The organism is Streptomyces sp. NPDC001903 (genome assembly GCF_042891345.1).
Classification (GTDB): Bacteria; Actinomycetota; Actinomycetes; order Streptomycetales; family Streptomycetaceae; genus Streptomyces.
This window is the reverse complement of sequence record NZ_JBIASZ010000001.1, coordinates 284,590-310,812: the sequence shown is the minus strand read 5'-3', so window position 1 is coordinate 310,812 and position 26,223 is coordinate 284,590. Positions and strand designations below refer to the sequence as shown.

The window sequence follows — 26,223 nt, the reverse complement described above, 5'->3', positions numbered from 1 at the left end:
TTACCCATGGGTTACCCAGGTGGAACGGGAACAACTCTGTCACGTCCGCCCCTGGCCAGAACCCTGGCCAGACACTCCACGACCTCCGGCTGGTAGTCGCGCCCGGTGCCCAGCCGCAACTGCTCCAGGGCCGCGAGGGGGCCGCCCGGGTGACGGGTCCCGCCGAGCAGGTCCTCGTACGCGTTGACCGCCCGCACGATGCGCGCGAGGGCGGGCTGCTCCCGGTAGGGGTCCGCCTGCCGCTCCACGATGACGGCCACCTCGGCGGGCACCCCGGTCTGCCGGGCGACGTCCCCGCCGAGCGCCGCGATCCGGCGGGCCTCGGCGGCCGGCAGCCCGGCGGTGGCCCCGGCGCGGACCGGGTCGACGAGCGAGAGCTGGCCGATGTCGTGCATGAGGGCGGCGTACTCCAGCACCGTGAGCTCCCGCTCCGAGAGGCCCAGCTCCCGGCCGACGGCGCAGCTCAGGGCGGCGACGCGGCGGGAGTGCCCCGGGCGGGTGTACCCGGCGATCTCGGTGGCGCGGGCCAGGGAGGTGATGGTCTGGCGGTAGGTGGTGCGGATCGCGGTGATCCGGTGGAAGGACAGCTGGGTCAGCAGCAGCGGCAGGCAGAAGACGGGCAGGGCCCACAGGCCGGCGACGGCCACGCCGAGGGCCATGACGACCCCGGTGGCGCAGATCGCCGAGCCGATGCCGAGCTGGGCGCGCAGCTCGTCGCGGAGCAGGGGCCCGTACGGCCAGCCCGTGCGGGCGCGGGCCAGGGCGGCGGCGAGCACGGCGTCGCACTGGGCGGTGAGGCCGAGCAGGAGGAGCAGGAAGAGGACGAGGTACGGGCCCTGCCCGACCCCCTCCTCCAGCCGCCCGGAGTTGTAGAGCGGCTGGAAGCAGACGGCGGCGAAGGCGACGGTGAGCACCCGGCGGGCCAGGTGGTCGGCGGCGGGGGCGCGGCCGCGGGCGATGCGGGGGACGATCCCGGCGAGGGCCGCGGCGGCCACGACCGTCACGATCTGGAGCACCCCGTGGTGGGTGGGCTCGGCGGCGTCCGAGCCGAGCAGGGCGTAGGCGAGGGCGCCGGCGAAGGCCAGCGGGGCGGGCCGGCGGTCGTCGGCGGCGTCCGGTGCGGCTGCCGCGGGGGCCCAGGCACCCCAGGAGTCGCGGGGGTCGCGGGCGTCACGGGGGCCGCGCGGGTCCCGGGGGTCGCGGCTGTCGCGGCGAGCCAGCTCGCCGCAGGCGATCAGGGCGCCGAAGGCCAGGGCGGTGCCGGGTTCGACGAGGCCGTTCCACAGGGTGTGCCCGAGCGCGACCAGGGTGAGCGCCACGGCGGCCCCGCGCACCCCCCACACCACCGCTGCCCGGGCGACCGCGCCGCTCACGGCCCGCCCCCGCCGTCGGATTCACGGCCGCCCGGCGGGTCCACGGTCCGTACGCGCGTCCGGGCCCCCTGGGCCGGCAGCCCGGACAGCGCGGGCCCGCCGGCGTCCGGGTCCGCCGCGGCGGGGGCCGCCGCCCGGCCGCGGGCGGATCCGGCCGGGATCACCTGGAGGTCGTCCTCGTCCGCGGTGACCACCGGGTGCCAGCCGTCCCGGCCGATCGCCTCGACCAGCGCGCGCACCATCACCGGGTCGAAGTGGGCCCCGGCGCACCGCTCCAGCTCGGCCAGGGCCACCGGCACCGGCCGGGCCCGGCTGTACGAGCGGGTCGAGGTCATCGCGTCGAAGGCGTCGGCCACCGCCACCACCCGGGCCGGCACCGGGATCTGCTCGCCGGTCAGCCCGTACGGGTATCCGGAGCCGTCGACCCGCTCGTGGTGGTGCAGGATCGCGGACCGCGCCTCGCCCAGGAAGCCGATGCCGCGCACCATCTCGTGCCCGTACTCGGGATGCAGCTCGATGACCCGGCGCTCCTCCGGTGTCAGCGGGCCGTCCTTGCGCAGCAGCCGGGTGGGGACGCCGAGCTTGCCGAGGTCGTGCAGGATCCCGGCGATGCGGACGACTTCGAGCCGGTCCCCGTCCATGCCCAGCTCGCGGGCGATCATCGCGGAGGCCTGGCCGACGCGCTCGCCGTGGCCGCGCGTGTAGCGGTCCTTGAGCTCGACGGCCTGGACGAGGGCCCGGATCGTGGCCTGGTGGGCGGCCCGTTCGCGGTGGTACTGGGCGAAGACCCAGCAGGAGATGTACATCGGCAGCAGGACGAGCAGCGCGGCCGGCAGCCCGTAGGGGCTGCGCCACAGGACGGCCATCATCAGCCCGGCGAGGCCGTGCACGCAGTGCGGGACCAGGGAGCGGGTGAGCGGTCCGCGCCATGCGGAGCGCAGGGGCCGGCCTTCGGCGGCGGCCAGGACGGCCGCGTCGAGGACGGCCAGTACGAGGCAGAAGGCGGCGGCCGCGGCCACCGCGGGCAGCAGCACGTACGGGAAGGGCGCGAAGTCCGCGGCCCGGCCGGGCGGGGAGCCGGCGGAAGGAGCGCCGCCCAGCAGCCCGAACGTCCGCCCCGCGGCCCAGGCCGCGACGGCCTGCTGCGCCGCGTGCCATACGCGCCGGACCCAGGCGGGCCGCCGGACCACCGCCTGGGCGAACCCGCCGGGCAGCGCGACGAGCGCGGCGGCGGCGGGCGGCAGCAGGAAGACGGCGGCGAGCAGCACGGGGAAGAAGGAGCCGATGCCCTCGGGGGCCCGCTTGCCCGCCTGCGGGCAGATCCTGGCCAGTTCGCAGCCGAGGTAGAGGAGGGCCAGCAGCGCGACGGCGGTCCAGGGCGTGCCGGAATCGGCGAGGGCCGGGGCGGTGCAGGCGAATGCCGCGAGGACGGCGCACAGGACGACGGTCCACATGAGGGAAGGGCGCGCCGCCGGCGGAAGTCCCCGCATGGCGCTCTCCTCCCCTGTGCCGTGCACACCGTTTGGGGAGAATAAGTGGGGCCCCCTCGTACAGGGGGCCACATTTTCGTATTGCGCCGTACGTGCACCCCCGGATTAGCACCATCGAGTGAACGATTCGGCTTCCAGGGGCGGTTGTTCGATCAGCCGGTGGCGGGGTCCGCGGTCACGTCGTGTTCGGGGACGGCCTGGCCGGAACGGATCAGCTCGATCCGTCCCATCACCTTCGAACGCAGGTCGGTCGGCACGTCGTCCGAACCGCAGCAGCGCTTCACCAGCTTCTTGACGGCCTGCTCCAGGCCGTACTTCTCCAGGCAGGGATTGCATTCGCCGAAGTGCGTCTCGAACTTCGTGCAATCGCTGTCCGGCATCTCGTGGTCCAGGAACTCGTACAGGTGGTCCAGGACCTCAGAGCAATCCGTCTCGTGCGGCTCTCCGCAGCTCATGAGCCCGAGCCTTTCAGGTCGTTCGACTCTCCCGCGCCCGCGGGGACCAGCCCGCGCTCACGGGCATAGTCCTCCAGCATTCCGCGGAGTTGACGGCGGCCACGGTGCAGTCGCGACATGACCGTACCGATGGGTGTACCCATGATGTCCGCGATCTCCTTGTACGCAAAGCCCTCTACGTCGGCAAGATAGACCGCGATGCGGAACTCCTCCGGAATGGCCTGGAGCGCTTCCTTCACATCCGAATCGGGCAGGTGGTCGAGCGCCTGCGATTCGGCGGAACGAAGGCCCGTCGACATGTGCGACTCGGCGCGCGCGAGCTGCCAGTCCTCGATCTCCTCGGCCGCGCTGCGCTGCGGTTCACGCTGCTTCTTGCGGTAGGAGTTGATGAACGTGTTGGTCAGAATGCGGTAGAGCCACGCCTTGAGGTTGGTGCCCTCGCGGAACTGGTGGAAGGACGCGTATGCCTTCGCATACGTCTCCTGGACCAGGTCCTCGGCGTCGGCCGGATTGCGCGTCATGCGCAGCGCGGCCGAGTACATCTGGTCGAGGTAGCCGAGGGCGTCCCTCTCGAAGCGCGCGTTGCGCTCCGGGGTGGTCTCCTCCGCGTGGCCTTCGTCGGTCCCAGCGACAGGACCCACCTCCTCCGACTGCGTGACGGCTCCGAAAGCGGACCCGCTCGAATCGGAGAATAGTCGACCATCCCGGCCCTCCGCCGCCTGAAGCGGGCGGCGCTTGGGCGCGGGCAGGACCGTCCAGTCCAGGCCTGCCGCCTGCGGACGGTGCTGGCTGATGACCTGGGTCATGCGCTCCCTCTCCTCCGACTGATCCCGTGCGTTCTGACATTCCGCACAACAGAAGGGTCGGGCCGCGCATTCCCCGGCGGGGCCAGGGGCTTCGGCCTCTGTCAGGTGGGGACGCGCGATGTGATACGGGTCACCCGCGCGCCCGTCTCGATCCCTGGACCGCTTCCGTCAGAGGGGCAGTCCGGCGAGCCATCCGGTGACGGACTCCGTGATCACCACGAGGGCCTCGTCCTGGGTCAGGTCCGCCTTCTTCGGCACGGCGAAGCCGTGATCGGCGTGCGGGACCTCCACCAGTTCGTACGGTGCCCGCGCGGTCGGCGGCGGGAACTCCTCCGGCCGCCCGAAGGGGTCCCGGCCCCCTTGGACCACCAGGGTGGGCCGGCCGGCGCCGGTGAGCTCCTCGGCCCGGGACTTCTCGGGCCGGCCCGGCGGGTGCAGCGGGAACGCCAGGGCCAGCACCCCGGCGGCCCCCAGCTCGGCGGCGGTCCGGCAGGCCACCCGGGCCCCGGCGCTGCGGCCGCCCGCCACCACCGGCAGCCCGGGCCCGGCCAGCGCCGGCCACAGGCCCCGCCAGCCCTCGTCCAGCACCTTGGGTGCGGCGGCCACCTTCTTGCCGGCGACCCGCCACGGCTGCTCGACCAGCGCCACGGTGACCCCGTGGGCGGGCAGGGCGGCGGCCAGGGCCACGAGGTCGCGGGCCTCGATCCCGCCGCCGGCGCCGTGGCTGACGGCCAGCACGAGGCGGGCGGCCGTACGGGCGGGGGCGGGGTGCCAGGTGATGCGGGCCTCGCCCGCCGGGGTGTCGACGCTCTCGGTGCGCGTACGCGTGGTCATGACGCCCATCCTGCCCGGGACGCGGGTCGGGCCCGGCCCGACCCGAGGGGCACGGCGTGGAGGGACACGGCCTGCAGGGACACCCCCTGGAGGGATAGGGCCTAGAAGAGCGTGGCCTCCTCCGGCGCCGCCAGCTCGTGGAGCAGCTCCGGCCCGTTGTTGCGTACGTTGCTTACGGCGGTGGAGACCGGGTACGCGCGCATCAGCCCGCCCGGCGGCGGCGCGAGCAGGGCCTGGAGCTCGTCGGTGTCGGTCCGGGCCGGGTCCAGCCAGGCGTCCCAGCGGTCCGGGGTCAGCATCAGCGGCATCCGGGGGTGGATCTCGGCGAGCGAGGCGGGCCCCTCGGCGGGAGCCACGCCCAGCGGCCCGGTCTCGGCTTCGGCGGTGATCACGGAGCAGGTGGCCCACCAGGCCTGCTGGTGGTCGCCGGGGAGCGTCGGGTCGCGCCAGAACTCGTATATGCCGGCCATGGCGAAGACGGAGCCGTCGGCGGGGAGCACGAAGTAGGGCTGCTTGCGCGCCCGCTTCTTCTTGCCCTCGACCTCCAGCTGCCGCTCGTCGTGGGCGGTGACCCACTCGTAGTAGCCGTCGGCGGGGACGATGCAGCGGCGCTGCGCGAAGGGGCGGCGGAAGGAGGGCTTCTCCGCCACGGTCTCGGAGCGGGCGTTGATCATCCGGGCGGCGCCGTCGGGGTTCTTGGCCCAGGAGGGGACGAGCCCCCACTTCACCGTGCGCAGCTGCCGAACCGGACGCGGGTCCGGAGCGTCTTTCACGGGACGGTCGAGGACGACGTGGACCTCCTTCGTCGGCGCCACGTTCCAGTCGGGGGCCAACGTCTCCTCGGGCTCCCACTTCTCGATGCCGAAGGCCTCCACCAGGTCCTCCGGCCGACGACTCGCTGCATACCGTCCGCACATGGCTGCCAGACTGCCATCCCACCCGCCCACCACCGCAAGGAGTCCGCCACTCCATGAACAGCTCCCCGGACAGCTCCGCGACCGCCGGCCTGTGGGACCGGCTCACGGGCATACAGACCCCGCCGGCCCTGTGGCTGGTGATCGTGACGGGCGTGGCCGCCCTGGCCGCCGTGGGGCCGCGCCCGCTGTGGCGGCTGTCGCGCAACGCCGTGACCATCGCCCACGAGGGCGGGCACGGACTGCTGGCCCTGCTGACCGGGCGGCGGCTGGACGGAATCCGGCTGCACTCCGACACCAGCGGGGTCACCGTCAGCCGCGGCAAGCCGACCGGGCCCGGGATGATCCTGACCGCCGCGGCCGGGTACACGGCGCCCTCGCTCCTCGGGCTCGGCGGGGCCGCCCTGCTGTCGGCCCACCGGATCACCCTGCTGCTGTGGGCGGCCACCGCGCTGCTGCTGGCGATGCTGGTGATGATCCGCAACGCCTACGGCGCCCTGACGGTGGTGCTGTCGGGCGCCGCGTTCGTACTGGTCTCCTGGCTGGCCCCGGCCGAGGTCCAGGCGCTCTTCGCGTACCTGGTGGTGTGGTTCCTGCTGCTGGGCGGGGTGCGGCCGGTCTTCGAGCTGGGGGCCAAGCGCCGGCACGGCGGGGCGCCGGATTCCGACGCGGACCAGCTGGGGCGGCTCACGCACGTCCACCCGGTGGCCTGGCTGCTCCTCTTCCACGCCGTCGCGCTGTGCTCGCTCATCGGCGGCGGGCGCTGGCTCCTCGACCTCTGAGACGATCTCCGAGACGTCCGAGAGGTCCGAGACCTCAGGGGCGTCCGGGTCCGGCCTCCGTGTCCGATACCGCGCGTCCAACCTCCGAGACCAGCGTGCGATCAAGATCTGGGTCCGGGACGAGCCACTAAAGTGGGGGCCATGACCGAGACCCCCGCGCTCCCCGCCCTCTGGCCCGCCCCGCTCGCCGACGGCACCGTCCACGCCACCGTCACCGTGCCCGGGTCGAAGTCGGTCACCAACCGCGCCCTCGTCCTCGCCGCGCTCGCCGCCGAGCCGGGCTGGGTGCGCCGCCCGCTGCGCTCGCGCGACTCCCAGCTGATGTCGGACGCCCTGCGCGCGCTGGGCGTCGGCATCGAGGAGACCGCGTCCTCCAGCTCCGGCGACGGGGCCGGCGGCGAGGCCTGGCGGGTCATCCCGGCCGCCCTGCACGGTCCGGCCACCGTGGACGTCGGCAACGCGGGCACGGTCATGCGCTTCCTGCCGCCCGTCGCCACCCTGGCCGCCGGCGACATCCGCTTCGACGGCGACCCGCGCTCCTACGAGCGCCCGCTCGGCCAGGTCATCAGCGCCCTGCGCACCCTCGGCGCCCGCATCGACGACGACGGCCGGGGCGCGCTGCCGCTGACCGTCCAGGGCGGCGGAGCCCTGGAGGGCGGCGTCGTCGAGATCGACGCCTCCAACTCCTCGCAGTTCGTCTCGGCGCTGCTGCTGTCCGGCCCGCGCTTCAACCAGGGCGTCGAGGTCCGGCACACCGGCACCACCCTGCCGTCGATGCCGCACATCCGGATGACGGTGGAGATGCTGCGCGCGGCGGGCGCCCAGGTCGACACCCCCGAGGCGGGCGGCGAGCCGAACGTGTGGCGGGTGGCGCCGAGCGCCCTGCTGGGCCGTGACGTGGTCGTGGAGCCGGACCTGTCGAACGCGCAGCCGTTCCTGGCCGCGGCCCTGATCACGGGCGGTACGGTCACCATCCGCGACTGGCCGCGCCGCACCACGCAGCCCGGCGACGAGCTGCGCCGGATCTTCACGGAGATGGGCGGCTCCTGCGAGCTGACCGACGCGGGCCTGGTCTTCACCGGCAGCGGCAAGATCCACGGCATCGACGTGGACCTGGGCGAGGTCGGCGAGCTCACCCCCGGCATCGCGGCCGTCGCGGCGCTGGCCGACTCCCCGTCCACCCTGCGCGGGGTGGCGCACCTGCGGCTGCACGAGACGGACCGGCTCGCGGCGCTGACCGCGGAGATCAACGGGCTCGGCGGCGAGGTCACCGAGACCGCCGACGGCCTGCACATCCGCCCGCGCCCGCTGCACGGCGGCGTGTTCCACACGTACGACGACCACCGGATGGCCACCGCGGGCGCGGTGATCGGCCTGGCGGTGGAGGGCGTGCAGATCGAGAACGTGGCGACGACCGCGAAGACCCTGCCGGACTTCCCGAAGATGTGGGCCGACATGCTCGGTCAAGCGACGCGAGTAGCGGGAGCGTAGGCCCCGTCATGCGCAGGTACGGCAAGCACACCGACGAGGACGACATCCGCCAGCGGCCCAACCCCAAGGGCAACCGGCCCCGGACCACCATCCGGCCCAAGCACGAGGACGCGGCCGAGGGCTTCGTCCTGACCGTCGACCGCGGCCGGCTGACCTGCCTGGTCGACGGCCGCACCATCCACGCGATGAAGGCCCGCGAGCTGGGCCGCAAGGCCGCGGTGGTCGGTGACCGCGTCTGGATCGTCGGCGATCTGACCGGCAAGAAGGACACCCTCGCGCGGATCGTGCGGATCGAGGAGCGCAAGTCCGTCCTGCGGCGCACCGCGGACGACGACGACCCGTACGAGCGGGTGGTCGTCGCCAACGCGGACCAGCTGGCGATCGTCACGGCGCTGGCCGACCCGGAGCCGCGGCCCCGGATGATCGACCGCTGTCTGGTGGCCGCGTACGACGCCGGGCTGGAGCCGCTGCTGGTGCTCACCAAGTCGGACCTGACCTCCGCGGACAAGATCCTGGAGATCTACTCCACCTTCGGCCTGAACTACGTGGTGACCAACCGCGAGGAGCTGGCGACGGGCGACGCCGCCGACCGGGTGCGCGAGCGCCTGAACGGCAGGATCACCGCCTTCGTCGGCCACTCGGGCGTCGGCAAGACCACGCTGGTGAACTCCCTGGTCGCCGAGGGCCGCCAGCGCGCCACCGGCCACGTCAACGCGGTGACCGGCCGCGGCCGGCACACCACCACCTCGGCGCTCGCGCTGCCGCTGCCGGGCGGCGACGGCTGGGTCATCGACACCCCCGGCGTGCGGTCCTTCGGCCTGCACCACGTGGACCCGTCCCGGGTGATCCTGGCCTTCCCCGAGCTCGTGCCGGGTACGGAGGACTGCCCGCGGGCGTGCAGCCACGACGAGCAGGACTGCGCGCTCGACAAGTGGGTGGAGGACGGCCACGCCGATCCGGCCCGCCTGTACTCGCTGCGGCGGCTCCTGGAGACCCGCGAGCGCCGCGAAGGAGACTGATCGTCCGGCGGGGTTTGCCACGCGCCGGGTCTGGTAAATGCATAATCGCACCACGTGACACGACGTCACCTGACGCGGGGAGGCATTCGCCATGGCCTGGCTGCTGGTGGTCGTCGCCGGAATCCTGGAGACCGGCTTCGCGGTCTGCCTCAAGCTGTCGCACGGGTTCACCCGGCTGTGGCCGACCATCGCCTTCGCCGCCTTCGCCCTCGGCAGTTTCGGGCTGCTGACGCTGGCCCTGAAGAAGCTGGACGTGGGCCCGGCCTACGCGGTGTGGACGGGCATCGGGGCCGCCGGAACGGCCATCTACGGCATGGTCTTCCTCGGCGACCTCGTCTCGACGCTCAAACTCGTCTCGATCTCGCTGGTCATCCTGGGCGTCATCGGCCTCCAGCTGTCCGGTTCGGCTCACTGAGCAGGCGCAGCAGCCGCATCAGCTCCCCGAGCCCCGGCTCCTCGCCCGGCGCTATCACGTAGGAGAGCGCGAGGCGCACGGCGAGCTCGCAGTGCTGCGCCCCCTCCTCCGGGCTGAGCGTGGCCGAGGCCCGGTCGCGGACGGCCCGGGCCAGCTCCCCGGGCCCGGGGGCCGGAACCCCCGGCCGCACGCCCTGCCCGGGCGGCATCGGCAGGTTCCCGTCCCAGCACCCCGTCAGCAGCGCCCGTACGAGGGGACGCGCCCGGGCCGCGCGTACGGTCCATTCCGCGACCGAGGCGAGGCGCTCGGGGGCGGCGGCCGGGGAGCGCAGGACCCGGTCCACCCCTTCGAGGTACCAGTCGGCCTCGCGGCGCACGAGGGCTCTGCCCAGGCCCGCCTTGCCGCCGAACTCGTTGTAGAGGGTCTGGCGCGACACCCCGGCGGTGGCGGCCACGTCGACCATCCGCACGGACGGCCAGGGGCGCGCCAAGAGCGCCGCTCCCGCCGCTTCCAGCAAGGACTCCCGGGCTGCCGGCATGCGCGCCTCCCCGCTCGACTTCCCCCGCTCCGATTCCCCGCTCGGCTCCCCCGCCAGAGTTGACGGACCGACAGATCCTGTCAAGGGCGCCCCGGGGTCGCACCGTGGACGCCGTTCGCCGCCCGTGGACGGTCCCGATACTGTTCGAGCATGCCCGAGTATGACGATGACCTCCGCCTTGCCCTTGAGCTCGCCGACGCGGCGGACGCCGCCACGATGCAGCGGTTCCGCGCCCTCGATCTGAAGGTCGAGACGAAGCCGGACATGACCCCGGTCAGCGAGGCCGACAAGGCCGCCGAGGAGATCGTCCGGGCCGGGATCGAGGCCGCGCGGCCCGCCGACGCCATCCTGGGCGAGGAGTACGGGCTCAAGGGCAGCGGCCCGCGCCGCTGGGTCGTGGACCCGATCGACGGTACGAAGAACTACGTGCGCGGCGTCCCCGTCTGGGCGACGCTGATCTCGCTGATGGAGGAGGGCTCCGACGGGGTCTTCCGGCCGGTGGTCGGCGTGGTCTCGGCGCCGGCGCTGGGCCGCCGCTGGTGGGCGGCGCAGGGCGGGGGCGCGTACGCCGGCGGTGCGCTGGGCGGTGCACCCGTACCGCTCGGCGTCTCGAAGGTGGGCGCCCTCGGCGACGCCTCGTTCGCGTACTCCTCGCTGAGCGGCTGGGAGGAGCAGGGCCGGCTCCCCGGGTTCCTGGAGCTGACCCGGCAGTGCTGGCGCACCCGGGGCTACGGCGACTTCTGGCCGTACATGATGGTCGCGGAGGGCTCGCTGGACCTGTGCGCCGAGCCGGAGCTGAACCTGTGGGACATGGCGGCCATCGCGGTCGTGGTCCAGGAGGCGGGCGGCCGGTTCACCGGCCTGGACGGCGTGGAGGGCGTGCACGGCGGGAACGCGGCCGCCTCGAACGGGCTGTTGCACGAGGAGATGCTGGGGTACCTGCGCCCGCGCGCCTGAGCCGCCTGAGCCGTCCGGGTCCTGCATCCGAACAACCGGGTGCGCCCTCTTGATGACCCTCCGTACCCATGGGAATCTGAGACTCCTCCGCTTGTGCGCTTGTGAAGACCTTCTCTAAGTGCGCGGAGGACACTCCCCAGGAGGTGGCTCCCTTCATGCTCGTCCGCGACGCCATGAGCACCGTGATCCTCACCCTCGGACCCGCCCACACCCTCCGGCAGGCGGCCTGCCTGATGTCCGGCCGCCGGGTCGGCGCAGCCGTCGTCCTCGATCCCGACCACAGCGGCATCGGCATCCTGACCGAACGCGACATCCTCAACTCCATCGGCGCGGGCCACGATCCCGACCGGGAGTTCGTGGGCGCGCACACCACCAACAACGTGGTGTTCTGCACCCCGCAGGCCACCGTCCAGGAGGCCGCCGAGGCGATGGTCCGCGGCGGCTTCCGCCATCTGATCGTGCTGGAGCACGGCGGCCCCGTCGGGATCGTGTCCGTGCGCGACGTGATCCGCTGCTGGGTCCCGGCGCGGCGCAGCACCGTACCGGCGTAAAGCCGGAGGGCCGGACCCCGTCGGGGGTCCGGCCCTTCAACTCTCGGCGAGCGGGTCGGGTCAGCCGCGAAGGGCCTGGACCGCGGCCTCCAGCCGCTTGCCGAAGTCGGCGTCCGCCTGGCGGAAGTTGTTGATCGCGCGCTCGGCGATGTCGTCACGGGAGACCTTGGCGATGAAGCCGGACAGGTTCGCGATCAGACGGGCCTGCTCGTCCTCGGACATCAGGCGGTAGAGGTCGCCCGCCTGGACGAAGTCGCCGTCCTCGGAGTGGACCGGGGCGGCGTGGTTGCCCGTGCCGCCGGTGACGGGGGTGGACTGCCACAGCGGGCGGTCGGTCTGGAACGGGCCGCCGAAGCTGTTCGGCTCGTAGTTCTTCGCGCCCTTGTGGCGGCCGTCGTACAGGAAGCCGTCACGGGAGTTGGTGCGCGCCTCGGTGGCGTGCGGGCGGTTCACCGGCAGGTGGTCGGCGTTGATGCCGACGCGGTAGCGGTGGGCGTCGCCGTACGCGAAGAGGCGGCCCTGAAGCATCTTGTCCGGGGAGGGGCCGATGCCGGGGACGAAGTGCGCCGGGCTGAAGATGGACTGCTCGACCTCGGCGAAGACGTTCTCCGGGTTGCGGTTGAGCTCCAGCTTGCCGATCTCGATCGGCGGGTAGTCCTCGTGCGGCCACACCTTGGTGAGGTCGAACGGGTTGAAGCGGTACTCGGCCGCGTCGGCCGCCGGCATGATCTGGACCTGCACGGTCCAGGTCGGGAAGTCGCCGCGCTCGATGGACTCGCGCAGGTCGCGCTGGTGCGAGTCGGGGTCCTCACCGGCGAGGGCGTTGGCCTCGGCCTGGGTGAGGTTCTTGATGCCCTGGTCGGTCTTGAAGTGGTACTTGACCCAGAAGACCTCGCCGGCCTCGTTGTTCCACTGGAACGTGTGCGAGCCGTAGCCGTTCATGTGGCGGTAGGACGCCGGGATGCCGCGGTCGCCGAACAGCCAGGTCACCTGGTGGGTGGACTCGGGCGACAGACCCCAGAAGTCCCAGACGTTGTCCGCCTCCTGCGAGCCGGTGTACGGGTCGCGCTTCTGGGTGTGGATGAAGTCCGGGAACTTGATGGCGTCCTTGATGAAGAACACCGGGGTGTTGTTGCCGACGAGGTCGTAGTTGCCCTCTTCGGTGTAGAACTTCAGCGCCCAGCCGCGGGGGTCGCGCACCGCGTCGGCCGCACCGAGGTTGCCCGCGACGGTGGAGAAGCGCAGGAACGTCTCGGTCTGCTTGCCGACCTCGGACAGGAACTTCGCGCGGGTCCACTGCGAGACGTCACGGGTGAGGGTGAACGTGCCGTACGCACCGGCGCCGCGGGCGTGGACCACGCGCTCCGGTATGCGCTCGCGGTTGAAGTGGGCCAGCTTCTCGAGGAGCAGCTGGTCCTGGACCAGCACGGGGCCTCCGACGCCGGCCGTCTCGCTGTTCTGGTTGTCGGCGACCGGAGCCCCGGCCTCCGTGGTGAGCGGTCCCTGCGTCACGTGCGCCTCCTGCGTCATTCCTGCCATGTGCCTGTGCCTGTCCTTGGCCCTTGTCGTACTCGATCCTACGATGGACTTTGTCTAAGTCAAGTAAGGTTCCAAGTCCGCACAGGTTCGGGAGTTGCACCGAATCCCTCGCTGTTAGGCTGGTGTCCATGAGTGACCTGCTGGAACGACTTCGCGGACGCGGATGGCGCATGACCGCACAGCGGCGTGTCGTGGCCGAGGTGCTCGACGGTGACCACGTGCACCTGACGGCCGACGAGGTGCACGCGCGCGCGGTGGACAAGCTGCCGGAGATCTCGCGCGCCACCGTCTACAACACGCTGGGCGAGCTGGTGACCCTCGGCGAGGTCCTGGAGGTCTCCACGGACCGCCGGGCCAAGCGCTACGACCCGAACGCCCACAAGCCCCACCAGCACCTGGTGTGCGCGCAGTGCGGCGCGATCCGGGACGTGCACCCGGCGGGCAACCCGCTGGCCGACCTGCCGGACGCGGAGCGCTTCGGATTCGTGGTGTCCGCGGTCGAGGTGACGTACCGCGGGCTGTGCCCGGCCTGCGCGGGAGCGTAACGAACGGAGAGGGGCCCGGGAGCGATGCTCCCGGGCCCCTCTTTCCTTGCCTTCTGCGCGTTCTACGCGTTCCGTGCCGCGAAACGACCGAAGGCCCGGATCCAGAGGATCCGGGCCTACGGTCTTCAGTAGCGGGGACAGGATTTGAACCTGCGACCTCTGGGTTATGAGCCCAGCGAGCTACCGAGCTGCTCCACCCCGCGTCGGTAAACACGACTTTACGTGACCCCACCCGACAGATGCAAATCGCTTAACGATCGCCCCGGCCGCCCCCGGCCGCCCCGGGCCCGGGGCGGCCGGGGGTCAGGCCGAGAGCTCTTCCGCCAGGGCCTCGCGGAGCCGGGCCGCCCGCTCGGAGACCTCCGCCGGGCCCAGCTCCATGGCGCGGACGCACCACTTCTGCGCCTCGGCCAGGTCCCCGTGGCGCGCGGCGAGCAGCCCCAGCCGCAGGGCCGCCCGGCCGTGGCCGGCCACCGCGGCCCGGGTCCACCACAGCGCGGCCTCCGGCTCGTTCCCCTCGCGCGCCAGCAGCAGCCCGAGGTTGAAGGCCCCGTTGCGGGAGCCGGCCTCGGCCGCCTCCCGGTACCACCGCGCGGCGACGGCGAGGTCTCCCCGCGCGGCAGCCAGCATCCCGACCCGCACCTGCGCGCGCCGGTGGCCCAGCTCCGCGGCCCGCTCGTACCACTCCTCGCTCTCGGACTTCGGGGCGCCGCCCACCGGCTCGCCCAGCGCCACCGGCTCCGGCGGCGGAGCCAGCGATTCCAGCAGCGCGGCCAGCCGGAACGCCGCCTCCGCGCTGCCGCCGCCCGCGGCGCAGCGCAGGTGCCGCTCGGCCGCCCGGTCCTCGCCGTCGCGGACCAGCGCGATGCCGACCTGGAGCGCCGCGTCGGTGTGGCCGGCCGAGGCGGCCCGCTCGTACCACTTCAGCGCCGTCCGGTCCTCGTCGCGGCTCGCGAACAGGATCCCGAGGTTGAACGCGGCGTCGACACTGCCCGCCTCGGCCGCCTTCGAGAACCACGGCTCGGCGCCCGCCGCGTCGCCGACCTGGAGCAGCATGATCGCGAGGGCGTTGGCGGCCTCCCGGTGGCCGGCGTAGGCCGCCCGCCGGTACCACTGCTCGGCCTGCGCCGTCCGCTCCTGTGCGGCGCACAGCAAAGCAAGGTTGTACGCCCCGTTCTGGTCGCCCGCGTCCATGGCGGTGCGGTACCACTTCTCCGCGGTCTGGGTCTCCCCCCGCGCGGCGTGCAGCGCGCCCAGCGCGTTGGCGGCGTTGCCGTCGCCGTCCTGCGCGGCCCGGTTCCACCACGCGACGGCGCTCTCCTCGTCGCCGGCGTCGCGCAGCAGGAAGCCGAGCGCGCACGCGGCCCGCGCCTCGCCCTGCTTGGCGGAGGTCAGGTACCAGCGCCCGGCCTCCTTGAGCTCCCCGCGCGCCTCCAGGAGGGCGCCCAGGTGCAGCGCGGCCCTGCGGTGGCCGCGCGCGGCGGCCTGCCGGTACCACTGCTCGGCCTCGGCGGGGTCGCCCTTGCGCAGGTGCCGGGCCAGCCGGTACGCGGCCTCGCGGTGCCCCTGCTCGGCGGCCTGGCGCAGCCAGCGCTCGACGCCCTTGTCCCCGCGGTGCTCCAGCAGGTCGGCGAGCCCGTAGGCGCCCAGGGCGTGGCCGGATTCCGCCGCCTGGCGCAGCCAGTACTCGGCGGCGGGCTCGTCCCCGCGCTCGCGGAAGTGCCGGCCCAGGGCGTGCGCGGCCGGGGCGGACCCGGCCACGGCGGCGACCCGCCACCAGCCGGCGGCCTCCTCGGGGTAGCCGCGCTGGAGCAGCAGCACGCCGAGGTTGTTCGCGGCGGCGCGGTCCCCCTCCGCGGTGGCGCCGCGCAGGTACGGCTCGGCACCGGCCAGGTCGCCGCGGCGCAGCAGCAGCGCCCCGAGCACGCTCATCGCGCCCGGGTCCCCCCGGTCGGCCGCGACCCGGTGCCGTGCTTCCAGCTCGGTGTCGCTCGCCGGGTCCGTCTCGGCGAACATTTCCTCCGCGAAATCCGCATCGGTCAGTGCGGTCTGCGCGTTAACGACCGGAGCCTCCTCGTTGGCCTCTGCGCCCGATTCGACTTCCGCCCTCACAAACCGCCCTGTCTCCAGCAGAGTTGACCTGTCCCCCATAAATCCCATCGTCGCATCACCTGCTACCCGCGTACACCTGGTATGTCGCAGCCTGTGAGGTCACTACAGCGTTTTGTCGACATGCCCACAGAGAGATAAGTCAAACACGGTCCCACCCCAACTCACCCGTCTCAGCTACCTCATGACCCCCGCGTGTCCCCCTGGACATGACGAACCACCTGATGGACCAGGACATGACGAAGGCCCGGATCCCATGGATCCGGGCCTTCATCTTCAGTAGCGGGGACAGGATTTGAACCTGCGACCTCTGGGTTATGAGCCCAGCGAGCTACCGAGCTGCTCCACCCCGCGTCGGTGAAACCACAGTATCACGACGCGGGACTGAGCCATTACCCGTCAACCCCCGGGCTTCGGGGCCGTCAGCTTCGCCTCCGCGTCGATCGCCCGCTGCAGCGCCGCCTTGATGTCGTCCTGCGCCTTGCCGAAGGCCGCCCAGTCGCCGGCCTGGCGGGCCTTCTCGGCTGCCTCGATCGCCTTCTTCGCGTCGTCGAGTGCCGTCTTGACCGTCGGGTCCGTGGCGGTCGGGGGCGTGGTGGTGCCCTCGCCCGGCGGGGTCACCGGGGTCGTCGGCACCGTCGGCGCCTCCGCCCCGAAGACCACGTTCAGCGCCTTGTCCAGGCTGTCCTCGAACGCCGTCTGGTTCCCGTACGTCACCAGCACCTTGCGCAGCAGCGGGTACTTCAGCCCCGAACTGCGCACGTACACCGGCTCCACGTACAGCATTCCGCCGTCGAGCGGCACCGCGAGCAGGTTTCCGTACTCGACCTCGGAGTCGCCGCCGCGCAGCAGCCGGATCGACTCGGCGATCTTCGGCTCCGACTGGAACTTGCTCTGCACCTGCTTGGGGCCGTCGACCGGCTTGCTGGTCGGCAGCTTCAGGATTCTGATCTTGCCGTAGTCCGGGGTGCCCGGATCGGCGTTGACCGCCATGAAGGCGCTCAGGTTGTCCCGCTCGTTCGGCGTGAACGTCGTCGTGAGCGAGAAGACCTGGTCCTTCTCCTTCTGGTCCGGCATCTTCATCGACAGGTAGTACGGCGGGACCGCCGTGCCGGCCTTGGTCGTCGGGTCGTCCGGGACGGCCCAGGCCTCACTGCCGCTGAGGAAGGTCTGCGGGTCGGTCACGTGGTACCGGGTGAGCAGCTCGCGCTGGACCTTGAAGAGGTCCTGCGGGTAGCGCAGGTGGTCCATGAGCGGCTTGGAGATCTCGCTCTTGGGCTTGACCGTTCCCGGGAACGCCTTCATCCAGGTCTTGAGGACCGGGTCCTCGGTGTCCCACTGGTACAGGTTGACCGTGCCGTCGTAGGCGTCGACCGTGGCCTTGACCGAGTTGCGGATGTAGTTGACCTGGTTCTCCTGGGCCACCACGGCGCGCTGGCTGTTGGTGAGGGAGTCCGCGGTGCTCTGGCCCAGCGTGGTGCGCGAGGCGTACGGGTAGCCGTTCGTCGTCGTGTACGCGTCGACGATCCACTTGATCCGGCCGTCGACGACCGCCGGGTACGGGGCGCCGTCGATCGTCAGCCACGGGGCGACGGCCTCGACGCGCTCCTTGGGCGTGCGGTGGTAGAGGATCCGGGATCCGTCGCCGATGGCGCCGGAGTACAGGATCTGCGGCTCGCTGAACGCGAGCGCGTACGCCGCCCGGTTGACCGGGTTGTCGAGGTTGACGCCGGAGTCGCCCTTGTAGCTCGTCTCCTTCTCGCCCTTGTCGTCCGAGTAGTCGAGCTCCTTCTGCGGCCCGCCGACGATCGAGTACTGCTTCGTCTGCTCGCCGTAGTAGATGCGCTGCTCGAAGTCGGTGCCGAACATCCCCTTGGAGGGCAGGTCGGACTGCGTGAAGTCGGGGGCGCCGTCCTTCACGGTGGTGCCCTTGGCCGCGACCACGCCGTAGCCGTGCGTGTACTTGAAGTGGTCGTTGATCCAGTTGTTCTTCGGGATGCCGCCGATGTTCAGCTCGCGCAGCCCGATGACCGTGTCCTGGCCGCTGTACCGGTCGACGGCGAGCGTGGACGGGAAGGCGTAGTAGCCCTTGACCTGCTGGAGCTGCTGGAAGGCCGGGGAGACGATGTTGGGGTCGAGGAGCCGGACGCTGGCGGTGGTGTTGGCCGCCTCGCGCAGCTTGGTCTTGTCCTCGGTCTGCGGGACGCCCGGGTAGTCCTTGACGTCCGCCTGGTCGATCCCGTAGGCGTCGCGCGTGGCCTTGATGTTCTTCTCGACGTACGGCGATTCCTTGGCCTGCTCGTTCGGCTGGACCTGGAACTTCTGCACGATCGCCGGGTACAGCCCGCCGATCAGGATCGCCGAGAGCACCATGAGGCCGAAGCCGATGACCGGCAGCTGCCAGGTGCGGCGCCACAGCGTCGCGAAGAACAGCGCGGCGCAGATAGCGGCGATGGCGACGAGGATCGTCTTCGCCGGCAGGTACGCGTTCGCGTCGACGTAGCGCAGGCCGGTCCAGTTGTCCGCGGCCTTGAAGTCGCTGGACTTCACGGCGAGCCCGTACCGGTCGAGCCAGTACGCGATCGCCTTCAGCGTCACGAAGAGGCCGAGCAGCACCGACAGGTGCCCGGTCGCGGCGGCGGTGGCCCGGGCGCCCGGGCTCGTCACGCGCAGTCCGCCGTACAGGTAGTGGACGACGACCGCGGCGATCACCGACAGCACGACCGCGGCGAAGCCGAAGCCGAGCAGGAAGCGGTACCAGGGCAGGTCGAAGGTGTAGAACGACACGTCCAGGTGGAACTGGGGGTCCTTCTGCCCGAAGGGCACCCCGTTCACGTACATCAGCCAGGTCTTCCACTGGCCCGCCGCCGAGGCTCCCGCGATCATGCCGACGAGCGCCGCGATCCCGAGGAGCAGCCACTTCTTGTACGGGGCGACGCTCATCCGGTAGCGGTCCAGGCTCTGCTGCTCCATCGACATCGCGGACAGCGGCGGCCGCAGCCGGTACGCCAGCCAGATGTTCAGCCCGACGGCACCGGCCATCAGCAGGCCGAAGACGGCGAAGAGGCCGATCTTGGTCCACAGGGTGGTGGTGAAGACGGTGGAGTACTTCACGGAGCGGAACCAGAGCCAGTCCGTCCAGAAGCCCGCGAACATGATGAACGCCATGGCCAGGACGGCCAGTACGCCCAAGGTCATCAGAAGAGTCCGGGCGCGCCGGGAGGGGCGGCCGACTCTCATCCGTGGCCCGGAGGGGCCTCCGCCGCGGTCCGGCATCTGGAAAGCCAAGGTGCGCACCTCGAAAGTCGCTGAGTCTCGTTGCGGAACATTTCAAAAGCTGGGCCGATGGTAGGGCCCACTCATGCAACTTACTGAGGCTTTAGTCAGTTCCCGGTATCGGGCGGAAAGGAGGCAGGATGTTGTCCATGTCCAACCTTTCGCCTTCCCCGGGCGGCACGCCGATGGCCGCCACCCCCCTGACGCGTGCCGTCCTCGAGATCGACGAGTACGCCTCCTCCCTCGGCTGGGACAAGCCCGCCCGGCTGTTCGCCCTCGTCGACACCGCCAGGCTGCGCAAGTCCGAGCCGCGCCTCGCGGGCCAGCTCGGCCTCGACCAGGACGACGCGGGCAAGAGCCAGCTGACCCCGATCGAGCAGGACGAGGTGCCGAAGGGCACGCCGCTGGACAAGTTCCTGGGAACCATCGCCTGGCCCCCGTCGATCGTGGGCTGCGCGCTGACGGTGGAGCGGCTGATGCTGCCGCCGTCCGCGGAGGCCTCCGTACCGGAGGGGCTCAGCGACAAGCAGCTGGCCAAGTGGGTCGCGGCGCACCCGGACCGGCAGGAGGTGCGCCTCACGGTGGGCGTGCTGCGCGACGGGTCCCGGGAGTCCGCGGTGCGGCTGCGCGAGAAGGACTCCTCGACCGAGGTGCTGACCGGCGCGAGCCTGGTCCCGGGCCTGGCCGAGGCGCTGGCCGCGACCTTCCTGGACTGAGCCGGGCCTGCGGGCGGGCGGGCGGGTCGGCGGATACGTCAGGGCTTGCCGCACTGCGGCAGCCCGGCCGTGTCCCCCTTGCTGATCTTCTCCAGCGCCTTCGTGGCGTCGTCGATCGTGGAGACCTTCACCAGGGTCAGGCCGTCGGGGATGTGCTCGGAGGCGGAGCCGCAGTTCTCGGCGGGCGTCAGGAAGTACCGGGCGCCGGCCTGGCGGGCGCCGATCGTCTTCATCTGGATGCCGCCGATGGGGCCGACCTTGCCCGCGTCGTCGATGGTGCCGGTGCCCGCGACGAACTTGCCGCCGGTCAGATCGCCGGGGGTGAGCTTGTCGACGATGCCGAGGGCGAACATCAGGCCGGCGCTCGGACCGCCGACATCGGCCAGCTTGATGTCGATGTGGAACGGGAAGGTGTGGTCGGTGCCCGCCCGGATGCCGACGATGGCGTGTCCGTCGCCCTCCGCCTTGGCGGTGGTGAGCACGACCTTGGACGAGCCGGTGGGCTCCCGGTGGTCCTTCTCGGCCGCGGCCGCCTCGGCGGCGGGCACGATGGTGAATTCGACCTGCTCGCCGGCCTTGCGCTTGGTGACGAGCTTGGCCACGTCCTCGGGGGCGCCCACCGGACTGCCGTCGACGGCCCGGATCACGTCCCCGGCGTGCAGCTTGCCCTCGGCGGGGCTGCCCTTGACCACGGTGGAGACCACGACGCGGGTGGTGACGCCCGGCGTGCCCAGCTGCTTGAGGGCGGCCACCTTGGCGCTCTCCTGCGACTGGCTGAACTCCTCCGCGTTCTCCTGGGTGGACTGCTCCTCCGTCTTCCCGCCCGGGTAGAGGTTCTCGTGCGGGACGACGATGTTGTCGTCGGAGAGCCAGCCGTAGACCGCTTCCAGCAGGTTCATGTCGTAGTCGGCGCCGGTGACGCGGACCGTCGTCATGTTGAGGTGCCCGCTGGTCGGGTACGTCTTGTGGTCCGCGATGCTGATGACGGGCTCGCCACGCGAATCGCCGAGCGTGTTCACCGTCGGGCCCGGGCTCATTTCCGAGTACGGGACCTTGATGAACACCCCTGCGCAGAGCAGCGCGAACAGCATGAGGGTGGAGGCGAGCATCGTCGCAGTGCGGCGTGGCATGGATCGACAGTACGGGACGGCCCTGACGGGCGGCCGCCGGGGCCGGTCCGTACGGGGGCCGTACGCGGAACTCTCAGCGGATTCTCAGGGTGCTCGGGGGCCTCGCCCGGGACGCGTCACACCGCGTCGGAACCGGAATGGGCCGCTGCCTTCGCCCTGGCCTGATCGGCCTTGTCCATGGCTTCACGGAACCTCGCGTATCCCGCGAGTTCGGATATGTCACCTTGAGTGCGGTCGCGCGCCGCCCAGCTGCCCCATATCGCCGCTCCGATGGCGGCGAACAGCGGAATCAGCAACCACGCCAATGACGCCATGGACGTGCCTCCCTGCCCCGAAAGTACGTGTCGTTGGTGGCTTCAACGCTCGTGCCCGGAAGGGGGTTACGCAAATCGAGGGCGTGTTGCGCGGCCGAACGGGTGGGACAGTACCGGTCGGCCCCGCACGCCCCGCACGCGGGGGTGCCGGCGCCGCTCAGCAGGCGCCGACCCACTCCTCCGTACCGTCCGAGAAGGTCTGGTGCTTCCAGATCGGGACCTCGTGCTTCAGGTCGTCGATCAGCATCCGGCAGGCCTCGAAGGCCTCGCCGCGGTGCGGGCAGGACACGGCCACGACCACCGCGAGGTCGCCGACGGACAGGTCGCCGATGCGGTGGACCGCCGCCAGGGCGCGGACCGGGTACTTGGCGATCACGCGCTCGGCGACGCGGCGCATCTCGGCCTCGGCCGTGGGGTGGCAGGAGTAGCCGAGCGCGTCGACGTCGGCCCCGCTGTCGTGGTTGCGCACGGTGCCGACGAAGAGCGTGGTGCCGCCCGTCGCGTCGTCGCCGACGGCCTTGAAGACCTCGTCTATCGAGAGCGGGGTCTCGCGGATCTCGAGCAGCCGGATCGGGTCCGGAGCGGCCTGCTCGCCGGGGTGGTCGAAGTGCGGTGCCATGCAGCCATCGTGCACCACCGGTCTCACATCGCGGTATAGCCGATTCGACCGGCTGTACGACCCACGCGTATGGAGCCTCCTACAGGACCCGGCCGCCCCCGGCCGCCCGCCCGGGCGGGCGGCCGGGGGCGGCCGGGGGGCCGGAGGCCTCAGAGGCCGCGGCGGCGGCGGGCGGCGCGGACCACCGCCGCGGCGCCGAGGAGGGCGACCGTCGCGCCCGCGGCCCCCGCCGCGGTGGCGTCCTTGCGGCCCAGCCGGCGCCCCGCGACGGTGTGCCGGCCCGCGACCTCCTGGAGGAGCTCGGCCAGCACCTCCTCGTTGGTCCAGCGCGGCCGCCAGCCCGCCGCGTGCAGCCCGCTGACGCTGACCACCCAGGGATGCATCGTGTACGCGAGGTCGCCCGCCGGGGACGGCGTCAGGCCGATCCGGTGCAGCCGCGCCGCCGCCCCCAGAGCGACCGCCGACGGGAGCTCCATGCGGCGGATGCCGCTGAGCTCCTCGACCTCCTCCTGCTCCAGCCAGCCCTCGCAGCCCACCGCCAGCTCGCCCTCGACCTTCTCCAGCGCGGCGTACTCCAGCGCGCTGACCAGGTCCTCCACGTGGCAGAACTGCCAGGTCGGCCGGGATCCGGCCACCACCAGCAGCCGCGGGGACTCGAAGTACCGGGTCAGCGCCGTGTCCGTGCCGCCGACCAGGACCGCCGGGCGCACCACCGTCACGTTCAGGCCGGGATGGGCCCGCGGCGCCCGCCGGCCCAGCCGCTCGATCTCCAGCAGGTCGCCGACGCCCGTCGCCTCGGCCGTGGCCCGCAGCTCGGAGTCCTCCGACAGCGGGATGTCGTTGTCCGGCAGCGCCCCGTAGACCATCGCGGACGTGCACAGCACGACCCGGTGCACCCCGGCGGCCGCGGCCGCCGTCAGCACGGTCTGGGTGCCGCGCACGTTGTACGCCGTGCGCGCCGCCGGATCCGTCTCCAGGTCGAGGTCCAGTGCCAGGTGGACGACCACGTCGGCCCCGCGCAGTCTGTCGGCGATCGCGGGGTCGCGCACGTCCAGGACGTGCCACTGTGCGGCGGCGCAGTCGCCGCGCCGCTCGTCGATCGCCACGACCTGCTTGACCTCGTCGGAAGCGGCCAGGCGGGCCACCAGGGCGGCCCCGACCCCGGAGGCGGCGCCGGTCACGGCGATCACCGGGCTGTTCTTGCGGGGTCCCGCCTGGTTTCGCGGCCGGCGAACGCCGTGGGCGCTCTCACCGTGCTCAGGGCGGTTTTCGGCGTCGTGCGGCGCGCGAACCTGTGGATCTGGGGAACTCACCAGGCGTCTCCAGCGGTTGTCTTCAGTAGGGACGCGCCGTGGCGCGTGCCTACCAGGTGATGTCCATCCTGCCGCAGCCCAGGAGTCGGCGGAGCACCGAGCCCGGAAGCGGGTGTGGTGTCTACGCTGGGTGGTGTTGTCGGACCATTTCCCGTCGGCCCCCGCCGACGGCCCTACGAGCCGAGGAAACCCGTGAGCGACACCCCATTCGGATTCGGCCTTCCGCCGGAGGAGCCGGAGAACGGCGACGAAGGCAAGAAGAAGGGCAATCAGGGCGGTCAGGGCGGCCCGAATCCGTTCGGGTTCCCGGGCATGGGCCTGCCGGGCGGCGCCGGCGGCGCGGACAACCCGTTCGCGGCGATGTTCGGCTCGATGAACCCGAACGACCTGGGCGCGGCCTTCCAGCAGCTCGGCCAGATGCTCAGCTACGAGGGCGGTCCCGTGAACTGGGACATGGCCAAGGACATCGCCCGCCAGACCGTCGCCCAGGGCACGGCGGACGGGGTGAAGGACGCGAGCGTCGGCATCGCCGAGAAGTCCGCCGTCGAGGAGGCCGTGCGCCTCGCCGACCACTGGCTGGACGGGGTGACCTCGCTGCCCTCGGGCGCGACCACGGCCGTCGCGTGGAGCCGCGCCGAGTGGGTCGAGGCGACCCTGCCGGTGTGGAAGGAGCTCGTCGACCCGGTCGCCGAGCGGGTCGGCGCGGCCATGGGCAGCGTGCTGCCCGAGGAGATGCAGGCCATGGCGGGCCCGCTGCTCGGCATGATGCGCTCCATGGGCGGGGCCATGTTCGGCCAGCAGATCGGCCAGGCCGTGGGCACCCTCGCGGGCGAGGTCGTCGGCTCGACCGACATCGGGCTGCCGCTGGGCCCGGCCGGCAAGGCCGCCCTGCTGCCGCTGAACATCGAGGGCTTCGGCAAGGACCTGGGCGTCCCCGCCGAGGAGGTGCGGCTGTACCTGGCGCTGCGCGAGGCGGCCCACGCCCGGCTCTTCGCGCACGTGCCGTGGCTGCGTTCGCACCTGTTCGGCGCGGTCGAGGGATACGCGCGCGGCATCAAGGTCGACACCTCGAAGCTGGAGGACGTGGTCGGCCAGCTCGACCCGTCCAACCCGGAGCAGCTGCAGGAAGCGCTCCAGGGCGGCATGTTCCAGCCGCAGGACACCCCGGAGCAGAAGGCCGCGCTGGCCCGCCTGGAGACGGCGCTCGCGCTGGTCGAGGGCTGGGTGGACGCGGTCGTGCACGAGGCGGCCAAGCCCCGGCTGAGCTCGGCGGACGCCATGCGCGAGACCATGCGCCGGCGGCGTGCCTCGGGCGGCCCGGCGGAGCAGACCTTCGCGACGCTGGTCGGGCTGGAGCTGCGCCCGCGCCGGCTGCGGGACGCCTCGCGGCTGTGGGCCTCCCTGACCGACGCGCGCGGCGTGGACGGCCGGGACGGGCTGTGGGAGCACCCGGACATGCTGCCGACGGCCTCCGACCTGGACGACCCGGACGGGTTCGTGCACCGGGAGCAGCTGGACTTCTCCGAGATCGACAAGATGCTCGGCGAGGCGGCACAGAAGCGCGAACAGGGCGAAAAGGGCGGGCAGGACCCGCAGGGTCCGCAGGGCGAAGCCGACTCCGACGGTTCTGACGGTTCCGACGGTTCCGACGGCGAGGGTGGAACGAAGAAGTGAGCCTGTACGACGACGCGGTGCTGGTCCTCAAGGAGTACGAGGGCCAGCCCGAGCTGCGCGACCGCTATCTGGAGCACCTGGCCGCCCACCCAGACGGGATGTACAAGCCCTGCCAGGCCGGGCACCTCACGGGCAGCGCGCTGGTCATCGACCCGGCGGGCGAGCGCGTCCTGCTGACCCTGCACAAGAAGCTCGGCATCTGGCTCCAGATGGGCGGGCACTGCGAGCCCGAGGACACCACCCTCGCCGGAGCCGCGCTGCGCGAGGCCGTCGAGGAGTCGGGCATCTCCTCCGGGCTGACCCTGCTGCCGGGCGGCCCCGTACGGCTGGACCGGCACCCGATCCCGGCCCCGTGCAACTGGCACCTGGACGTCCAGTACGCGGCGCTGGCTCCGGCCGACGCGGTGGCGGAGATCAGCGAGGAGTCGCTCGACCTGCGCTGGTTCCCGTACGAGGAGGTGGCTGCGGCGGCCGACACCTCGGTCGTACGGCTGATGGAGGCGACCCGGGCGCGGCTCTGACGCCCTGCGAACAGCCCGGAAGGGGCGGCCCCGCATCCCGCGGAGCCGCCCCTTCCGTGTGCCGTCGGGCGCGGGCTAGTTCCAGGCGTTGTTCTGGTTCTGGGCCTGGACGCCGTGCTGGCCCATTCCGTACTGCGCGGCCAGGCCCTGTCCGAGCTGGGCGTTCTGCGGCGGCAGCACCTCGCTCGGCTGCACCAGCGCGAAGCCGGTGCCGAGGAAGCTGAGCTCCCAGCCCTCGCCGGTGTTGCCGCGGCGCCGCCAGACGCCGGTGGAGTGCGTCTGGGCCTGCATCTGCACGCGCAGCGAGGTGGACCAGGCGACGATCGCGTCCGCGTCGGCGTTGACGTACTTGTCCGGCGTGACCTGCATCATCAGCGGCTGCCCGGAGGTCATCAGCGCGACCTTGCCGCGGCCGGTGATGTTGAGCTGGTACTTGCCGGAGCCGGAGATGCCGTACTGGCTGTCCACCGCGATGGCCTCGGTGTGCAGGGTGGAGTCCATGGCCAGCACGTAGCCGCTGTCGACGGTGAGGCCGTCCTGGTCCACGTCCACGACGTGCACGTACTGGGCGAGGTTGGCGAAGTAGACGGTGCCCTGCCCGGAGCAGCGCATCAGGTCGAGGCCCTCGCCGGTGCGGGCGCGGGCGGTGCGCTGCGTGGTGCTCTGGTACTCGCCGTCGAAGTCGATGATCCCCTGGTAGGCGACCATGGCGCCCTTGCGGGCGAGCACGTCGTCGGAGCCGGCCAGGGTGACCCGCAGCAGCTGCGGGTTCTGGACGGCGTACCGCTCCTGGGACTGCTGCTCGGCGTGGCCGAAAAGTGAGCTCTGCATGATGTGTCCGC

General features: G+C 72.2%; 25 protein-coding genes and 2 tRNA genes. 10 read left to right on the top strand and 17 right to left on the bottom strand.

Going from position 1 to position 26,223, the window contains the following annotated elements; translation table 11 throughout:
- Window positions 1-11 precede the first annotated feature (11 nt).
- From ACFYZS_RS01420 to ACFYZS_RS01395, 6 genes are all read right to left on the bottom strand, one after another.
- The gene (locus ACFYZS_RS01420) at window positions 12-1,373 is read right to left on the bottom strand and encodes an HD-GYP domain-containing protein (RefSeq protein WP_389005603.1); all 1,362 of its coding nucleotides are present in this window, start codon (window positions 1,371-1,373) and stop codon (window positions 12-14) included.
- Window positions 1,370-2,863 carry an HD-GYP domain-containing protein gene (locus ACFYZS_RS01415; protein WP_389005601.1) on the bottom strand — a complete coding sequence of 498 codons (1,494 nt, stop codon included), beginning with the start codon at window positions 2,861-2,863 and terminating at the stop codon, window positions 1,370-1,372. The genes ACFYZS_RS01420 and ACFYZS_RS01415 overlap by 4 nt, the downstream gene beginning before the upstream one ends.
- Before the next feature lie 152 nt (window positions 2,864-3,015).
- Window positions 3,016-3,318, bottom strand: coding sequence for a mycothiol system anti-sigma-R factor (gene rsrA, locus ACFYZS_RS01410; protein WP_048477498.1), 303 nt, complete (start codon window positions 3,316-3,318; stop codon window positions 3,016-3,018).
- A complete protein-coding gene (locus ACFYZS_RS01405; RefSeq protein ID WP_008741505.1) occupies window positions 3,315-3,959 on the bottom strand; it encodes a sigma-70 family RNA polymerase sigma factor in 645 nt (214 codons plus the stop codon). The genes rsrA and ACFYZS_RS01405 overlap by 4 nt, the downstream gene beginning before the upstream one ends.
- A 333-nt stretch (window positions 3,960-4,292) precedes the next feature.
- On the bottom strand, window positions 4,293-4,958 hold the full coding sequence (locus ACFYZS_RS01400; RefSeq protein ID WP_389005598.1) for an alpha/beta family hydrolase: 666 nt from the start codon (window positions 4,956-4,958) through the stop codon (window positions 4,293-4,295).
- Window positions 4,959-5,059: 101 nt separating this feature from the next.
- Window positions 5,060-5,875, bottom strand: coding sequence for an SOS response-associated peptidase (locus ACFYZS_RS01395; RefSeq protein WP_389005596.1), 816 nt, complete (start codon window positions 5,873-5,875; stop codon window positions 5,060-5,062).
- Window positions 5,876-5,928: 53 nt separating this feature from the next.
- Between ACFYZS_RS01395 and ACFYZS_RS01390 the strand changes: the two genes are divergently transcribed.
- The 4 genes from ACFYZS_RS01390 to ACFYZS_RS01375 all read left to right on the top strand — a co-directional run bounded on the left by ACFYZS_RS01390 (window position 5,929) and on the right by ACFYZS_RS01375 (window position 9,579).
- Window positions 5,929-6,654 (top strand): M50 family metallopeptidase, encoded by a 726-nt coding sequence (locus ACFYZS_RS01390; protein WP_389005594.1) that lies wholly within the window; start codon window positions 5,929-5,931, stop codon window positions 6,652-6,654.
- A gap of 141 nt (window positions 6,655-6,795) precedes the next feature.
- On the top strand, window positions 6,796-8,145 hold the full coding sequence (aroA, locus tag ACFYZS_RS01385) for a 3-phosphoshikimate 1-carboxyvinyltransferase (protein ID WP_389005592.1): 1,350 nt from the start codon (window positions 6,796-6,798) through the stop codon (window positions 8,143-8,145).
- Window positions 8,146-8,153: 8 nt separating this feature from the next.
- Window positions 8,154-9,164, top strand: coding sequence for a ribosome small subunit-dependent GTPase A (rsgA, locus tag ACFYZS_RS01380; protein WP_389005590.1), 1,011 nt, complete (start codon window positions 8,154-8,156; stop codon window positions 9,162-9,164).
- A gap of 91 nt (window positions 9,165-9,255) precedes the next feature.
- Window positions 9,256-9,579 carry a multidrug efflux SMR transporter gene (locus tag ACFYZS_RS01375; RefSeq protein ID WP_030153546.1) on the top strand — a complete coding sequence of 108 codons (324 nt, stop codon included), beginning with the start codon at window positions 9,256-9,258 and terminating at the stop codon, window positions 9,577-9,579.
- On the opposite strand, the gene ACFYZS_RS01370 is transcribed toward ACFYZS_RS01375, so the two are convergent.
- Entirely contained in the window at window positions 9,545-10,117 is a 573-nt protein-coding gene (locus tag ACFYZS_RS01370; protein ID WP_389005588.1) for a TetR/AcrR family transcriptional regulator, read from the bottom strand. The genes ACFYZS_RS01375 and ACFYZS_RS01370 overlap by 35 nt on opposite strands.
- Window positions 10,118-10,267: 150 nt before the next feature.
- On the opposite strand from ACFYZS_RS01370, the gene hisN reads away from it, so the two are divergent.
- Window positions 10,268-11,074: a histidinol-phosphatase gene (gene hisN, locus ACFYZS_RS01365; RefSeq protein WP_389005586.1), complete on the top strand. Its 807-nt coding sequence runs from the start codon at window positions 10,268-10,270 to the stop codon at window positions 11,072-11,074.
- A 155-nt stretch (window positions 11,075-11,229) separates the two neighbouring features.
- The gene (locus ACFYZS_RS01360; RefSeq protein ID WP_099889569.1) at window positions 11,230-11,625 is read left to right on the top strand and encodes a cyclic nucleotide-binding/CBS domain-containing protein; all 396 of its coding nucleotides are present in this window, start codon (window positions 11,230-11,232) and stop codon (window positions 11,623-11,625) included.
- A 60-nt stretch (window positions 11,626-11,685) separates the two neighbouring features.
- Here ACFYZS_RS01360 and ACFYZS_RS01355 read toward each other — a convergent pair whose 3' ends face one another.
- Window positions 11,686-13,155, bottom strand: coding sequence for a catalase (locus ACFYZS_RS01355; protein WP_389006276.1), 1,470 nt, complete (start codon window positions 13,153-13,155; stop codon window positions 11,686-11,688).
- 137 nt (window positions 13,156-13,292) lie between these two features.
- Here ACFYZS_RS01355 and ACFYZS_RS01350 point away from each other — a divergent pair, with 137 nt between their 5' ends.
- A complete protein-coding gene (locus ACFYZS_RS01350) occupies window positions 13,293-13,709 on the top strand; it encodes a Fur family transcriptional regulator (protein WP_389005584.1) in 417 nt (138 codons plus the stop codon).
- A 129-nt stretch (window positions 13,710-13,838) separates the two neighbouring features.
- Here ACFYZS_RS01350 and ACFYZS_RS01345 read toward each other — a convergent pair.
- The 4 genes from ACFYZS_RS01345 to ACFYZS_RS01330 all read right to left on the bottom strand — a co-directional run bounded on the left by ACFYZS_RS01345 (window position 13,839) and on the right by ACFYZS_RS01330 (window position 19,094).
- Window positions 13,839-13,912, bottom strand: a tRNA-Met gene (locus ACFYZS_RS01345).
- Window positions 13,913-14,012: 100 nt separating this feature from the next.
- Window positions 14,013-15,860 carry a tetratricopeptide repeat protein gene (locus ACFYZS_RS01340; RefSeq protein WP_389005582.1) on the bottom strand — a complete coding sequence of 616 codons (1,848 nt, stop codon included), beginning with the start codon at window positions 15,858-15,860 and terminating at the stop codon, window positions 14,013-14,015.
- A gap of 238 nt (window positions 15,861-16,098) precedes the next feature.
- Window positions 16,099-16,172, bottom strand: a tRNA-Met gene (locus ACFYZS_RS01335).
- Window positions 16,173-16,217: 45 nt separating this feature from the next.
- On the bottom strand, window positions 16,218-19,094 hold the full coding sequence (locus ACFYZS_RS01330) for a UPF0182 family protein (protein ID WP_389006274.1): 2,877 nt from the start codon (window positions 19,092-19,094) through the stop codon (window positions 16,218-16,220).
- A gap of 140 nt (window positions 19,095-19,234) precedes the next feature.
- Here ACFYZS_RS01330 and ACFYZS_RS01325 point away from each other — a divergent pair, with 140 nt between their 5' ends.
- Window positions 19,235-19,810, top strand: coding sequence for a PPA1309 family protein (locus ACFYZS_RS01325; RefSeq protein ID WP_030153531.1), 576 nt, complete (start codon window positions 19,235-19,237; stop codon window positions 19,808-19,810).
- Window positions 19,811-19,848: 38 nt separating this feature from the next.
- On the opposite strand, the gene ACFYZS_RS01320 is transcribed toward ACFYZS_RS01325, so the two are convergent.
- From ACFYZS_RS01320 to ACFYZS_RS01305, 4 genes are all read right to left on the bottom strand, one after another.
- The gene (locus ACFYZS_RS01320; RefSeq protein ID WP_389005580.1) at window positions 19,849-20,940 is read right to left on the bottom strand and encodes a PDZ domain-containing protein; all 1,092 of its coding nucleotides are present in this window, start codon (window positions 20,938-20,940) and stop codon (window positions 19,849-19,851) included.
- 116 nt (window positions 20,941-21,056) lie between these two features.
- On the bottom strand, window positions 21,057-21,254 hold the full coding sequence (locus ACFYZS_RS01315) for a hypothetical protein (RefSeq protein ID WP_266663975.1): 198 nt from the start codon (window positions 21,252-21,254) through the stop codon (window positions 21,057-21,059).
- 157 nt (window positions 21,255-21,411) lie between these two features.
- A complete protein-coding gene (locus tag ACFYZS_RS01310; RefSeq protein ID WP_030859412.1) occupies window positions 21,412-21,873 on the bottom strand; it encodes a molybdenum cofactor biosynthesis protein MoaE in 462 nt (153 codons plus the stop codon).
- 149 nt (window positions 21,874-22,022) lie between these two features.
- Complete coding sequence (locus ACFYZS_RS01305; RefSeq protein ID WP_389005578.1) at window positions 22,023-23,186, bottom strand: SDR family oxidoreductase; 1,164 nt, start codon at window positions 23,184-23,186, stop codon at window positions 22,023-22,025.
- A gap of 192 nt (window positions 23,187-23,378) precedes the next feature.
- On the opposite strand from ACFYZS_RS01305, the gene ACFYZS_RS01300 reads away from it, so the two are divergent.
- On the top strand, window positions 23,379-24,860 hold the full coding sequence (locus tag ACFYZS_RS01300; RefSeq protein ID WP_389005576.1) for a zinc-dependent metalloprotease: 1,482 nt from the start codon (window positions 23,379-23,381) through the stop codon (window positions 24,858-24,860).
- Complete coding sequence (locus tag ACFYZS_RS01295; protein WP_389005574.1) at window positions 24,857-25,381, top strand: NUDIX hydrolase; 525 nt, start codon at window positions 24,857-24,859, stop codon at window positions 25,379-25,381. Before ACFYZS_RS01300 ends, ACFYZS_RS01295 begins: the two co-directional genes overlap by 4 nt.
- 75 nt (window positions 25,382-25,456) lie before the next feature.
- Here the strand turns inward: ACFYZS_RS01295 and ACFYZS_RS01290 are convergent, their stop codons facing one another.
- Complete coding sequence (locus tag ACFYZS_RS01290; RefSeq protein ID WP_389005572.1) at window positions 25,457-26,212, bottom strand: AIM24 family protein; 756 nt, start codon at window positions 26,210-26,212, stop codon at window positions 25,457-25,459.
- Window positions 26,213-26,223: the final 11 nt, after the last annotated feature.